1 protein-coding gene is annotated in these 4,668 nt (G+C 60.2%); it reads left to right on the top strand.

What is annotated here, in order from left to right; all coding sequences use genetic code 11:
- Window positions 1-4,668: DNA-directed RNA polymerase subunit beta' (rpoC, locus tag GX108_01075; protein ID NLO55642.1), on the top strand; the 4,668-nt coding region annotated here is incomplete at both ends.

Genomic DNA, 4,668 nt, shown 5'->3' with positions numbered 1-4,668 from the left:
GAACGCATAGGGCACATCGAACTCGCGGCGCCGGTGGTCCATATCTGGTACCTGCGGGGGATACCGAGCCGGCTCAGCCTCCTCCTGGGGACCGCCACGAAGGATCTCGAGAAGGTGGTCTACTTCGCCCCCACACGGCGGCGAGAGCCCGTCTACAAGGTGGTCATGGAAGGCCGCAGGACGGACCTGCTGAAAAGGGGTGACCTGGTCTCCGAGTGTGAGGAGAGGATCCACAGGCATTATGACCACAGGTTTAAGGCCGAGGAGGCCCATCGGGTGGGTCCGGTCGATGACATCCCGGCCAATACCGGTGATGTGATCTCCGCAAGCCAGGTCGGGATCTTCAAGCGCGATTTCGGCGACAAGGTATTCAAGGTAGAACCGGCCTTCCGCATCACCGAGTCGCCTTCCGACAGCCTTTACCCGGAGGGGCGGGTGCTGTCCGCCACGGAGAGGGAAAAGGCCCTTTCCGAGCATGGAGACCTCCAGGCGGAACGGGCCCTTGTCGGCAACGAAGAGGGTTTTATCGTCACCGCCGTGGTCAAACTGCCCTTCAAGAAGGGCGATGTTATCTCCTTCAGCGAGTATGAACTCTTCTTCCAGAAGTACCCGGGGAGGTTCTCGGTCACGGGGGAATCCGTGACCATCGAGGACCCCTGCTACATGGTCATTGAGGGCGGTAGTTCACCCTTCCAGCGGGGAGACATCATCCTGGAAAGGGAACAGCGCCTCTGTGCGGCCTATGACAAGGAATTCGAGGCCGGCATCGGAGCCGAGGGCGTCCTATCGCTCCTTTCAAGGATAAACCTGAACGAACTGGCGGCCTCTCTCAGGGACGAGATAGGGGAATCCACCGGCCAGAAAAAGAGAAAACTGGTCAAAAGGCTGCAGGTCGCCGAGGACTTCCGCAAGAGCGACGGAAAGCCGGAGTGGATGGTATTCCAGGCTCTCCCGGTCATTCCGCCCGATCTGAGGCCCATGGTCCAGCTGGACGGCGGCCGTTTCGCCACTTCGGACCTCAACGACCTCTACAGGAGGGTGATAAACCGTAACAACAGGCTTCGGAAACTGCAGGAACTCCGGGCGCCGGAGATAATCATCCGGAACGAGAAGAGGATGCTCCAGGAGTCCGTCGATGCCCTGATAGATAACGGGAGAATGGGCAAGGCCGTGCGCGGCGCCGGGAACAGGCCCCTGAAGAGCCTTTCGGATCTTCTCCGAGGCAAAAAGGGTAGGTTTCGCCAGAACTTGCTCGGCAAGAGAGTCGACTACTCGGGTCGATCCGTCATCGTCATCGGTCCCGGACTGAAGATCCACCAGTGCGGCGTTCCGAAGCAGATGGCGCTGGAACTCTTCAAACCCTTCGTCATCAACAAACTGGTGGAGCAGGGCCTCTCGCCAAATGTAAAGAGCGCCAAGAGGGCCATCGAACGGGGCCGCGAGGACGTTTGGGGCATCCTTGAGGAAGTCATCAAGGGCCACCCGGTGCTGCTCAACAGGGCGCCGACACTGCACCGCCTGGGGATACAGGCCTTTGAGCCCGTCCTCATGGAAGGGAAGGCGCTCAGGCTCCATCCCCTGGTGTGCACCGCCTTTAACGCCGACTTCGACGGTGACCAGATGGCGGTCCACGTACCCCTGTCCATAGAGGCCCGCGTGGAGGCCCAGACGATAATGCTGTCGGCCAGGAACCTCCTCTCGCCGGCGAGCGGCAGGCCCGTCGTCACGCCCACCCAGGATATAGTCCTGGGGATCTACTACGTGACGGCCATGCTCGAGGGCAGGAAAGGCGAAGGGATGAGGTTCCTGTCCATCGAAGACGTTCTCTCCGCCCTGGATTTCGAAGTGCTCGATATCAACAGCAAGATCCAGCTCAAATTCAGGGGAGAGTGGATCACCACCTCGCCGGGCCGCGTCCTCTTCAACAGCATCCTCCATCCGGACCTGCGCTATATAAACAAGCAGATGGGGAAGAAACCCCTTGGAGCGCTAATCGATGCCGCCTACGACCGCGTGGGACAAGAAGCCCTCGTGGAGATGCTGGACAAGATCAAGGAACTGGGGTACCAGTGGTCCACCACCAGCGGCATCAGCTTCGGGCTTGGTGATGTCGTCATACCCCTTCAAAAGAAGGACATCGTGAGCGAAGCCCTGGCTAAGGAGGAGGTCCTCTCGTCCCAGTACGAGATGGGCGTCCTCACCGAGGACGAATACCTGAGGCAGAAGGAGACCCTTTGGTCCGAGGCCTCCCGGGAGGCGGCCGACGCCGTCCTGACCAACATGGAGGTCACCAACCCCATCAGGATGATGATGGAATCGGGCGCCCGGGGCAGCAAAAGCCAGGTGGCGCAGATGGCCGGTATTCGTGGGCTCATGGCCGACCCGTCGGGGAAGATCATCGACTACCCCATAGTGTCGAACTTTCGAGAGGGCCTTAACAGCCTGGAATACTTCATTTCCACCCACGGTGCCAGGAAGGGGTTGGCCGACACTGCCCTCAGGACGGCTAAGTCAGGCTACCTGACCCGGCGGCTCGTCGATGTCGCCCAGGACCTGATCATTACCGCCGATGACTGTGGCACCGACAAGGGCGTCTGCATAAGACCCCTCCTGCAGGACGACAAGATGATCATCTCTCTCAGCGAGAGGATCATCGGCAGGACCAACCTCAGGGATATAGTGAACCCCGAGACGGGGGAGATGATCGTACCCGCCGGGGGCCTGATCGACGCCGAAAGGGCCGGGCAGATCGAAAAGGCCGGCCTGGAGGAGGTCTGGGTGAGGAGTCCCCTGACTTGCTCCCTCCAGGACGGAATATGCCGGCAGTGCTATGGTATGGATCTTTCGTCGAGGGAAAAGGTGCTCATGGGAGAGGCCGTCGGGGTAGTGGCGGCCCAGTCCATCGGGGAGCCCGGGACACAGTTGACCATGCGGACCTTCCATACCGGCGGCGTCCGCATCACCGGGGAGGACATAACCCAGGGTCTTCCCAGGATTGAACAACTCTTCGAGGTGCGGCGCCCCAAAAAGGTGGCATTCCTCTCCGACCGGGATGGGTACATTTCGGAGATCAGGGAGATGGAGGGCAAGAGAAAGGTTTTCATTTCCTCCGAAGTGGATGGCGTGGAGTCCCGATCCTCCTACAATATTCCGGCGTCGCAGCCACTCCTCGTGGAGGAGGGGCAACCCGTAGCAAAGGGACAGGCCCTGACCGATGGGCATGTCGACCCGCAGCAACTACTCGAGATCGAGGGGCTGGAGGCTGTTCAGAACTACCTGGTGGACAATATCCAGTCGGTTTACCTGTCCCAGGGCGTCTCCGTCAGCAACAAGCACATCGAGGTCATCCTGCGGAAGGTCGCGCCCGTCAACAGGGTAAGGGTAATCGAGGAGGGGGACAGCTCCTTCGTATCCATGGAACTGGCATGGCTCAGTGATATAGAGAAGGAAATCGAGCAGATAAGGGCCGACAATGAACGTTTCCTCCAGGAGGCCCTGAAGATCATGGTCGAGAAAAAACTGAATGATGTCGTGGGACAGGGCGATGTAGAGTCCGCCCTGGCCGCCAAGGGCCAGGTGCTCGATGAAAAGGCGGTCCGGCAGATCCTCCGTCCCGGCTCGGGTGTAACGGAACTGACCCTCGAGGACGGAGGAGATATCCTCCGCGTGATCGTCGGCGAATCTTCGTTCAGGAGGAGCATGGCTGGACTGGTCCTGACCGAAAAGATCGAACTGTCCGAGGATGAGGCGATCGATCCGGGGAGCACCCTTTCGAGTTCGAACCTGGCGCTGCTTACTCGGGATTTCCCGCCGATGATACTCGTGAGAGACGTGGCGATCCTCGAGGAAATGAAGGACAAGTCCTACCTCGCCGAGGACGTGGTCGCCGACGGCAAGACGCTCCTGGCCGCCGACAGGGTCATCGATGACCCTGTCGCCTCGGTGATCAGGGAGAACAACGTTGAATCCGTGAAAGTCTGGCGGTCCCCTGAGACGGTGACCGTCTCCGACGCGGTCCAGAAGATGCTCATTGACCAGTACTGGGCAAGGCCTCTTGTGCAGGCCATCGACTCCGACGGCAACGCCGTCACCGACATACCGCAACTTGTCGATGGCAGCATCGTGAGGGGCCTGGTGGAGGCCGAACTGACCGCGGTCGAGGTCGACGACGGTGAGATACTGTCCAGGGACGCCATCTTGAGGAAGGTGCTTTCCGATGTCGCCTACGGCAAGGTGCTCCTGGAACCTGTGAAGGACAAGAAGGGCGATGTCGTAGCCGCCTCCGGGAGCGAAGTCAACAGCCAGGTCCTGGAAGCTCTTTTGTCGGCCGACCCCGATGAGATGGTTCTCCGGCCCATCTTCACCCAGTCAGAGACGAAACGCACCCTCCAGAGGGTGACCTTTGTCCGCAGGCTCAGGGAGGAGCCGGCCTGGAAGCCCGTTATCCACGGCATCACCAAGGCGGCCCTGGCCACGGATAGTTTCCTGAGCTCGGCCTCCTTCCAGCAAACAGCCCAGGTCCTCGCTGGCGCCGCCGTCTGGGGTGACGTCGATAAACTGAAGGGCCTCAAGGAAAATGTTATCATCGGGCACCTTATCCCCGCGGGGACATCCTTCTGGAATTGTAAGGATATCGATGTCCGGGAGACGGTGGCTGCTCCCGAAGCG

It is taken from the genome of Thermovirga sp. (assembly GCA_012523215.1).
GTDB lineage: Bacteria > Synergistota > Synergistia > Synergistales > Thermovirgaceae > 58-81.
This window is presented reverse-complemented; position numbering and strand designations above follow the sequence as displayed.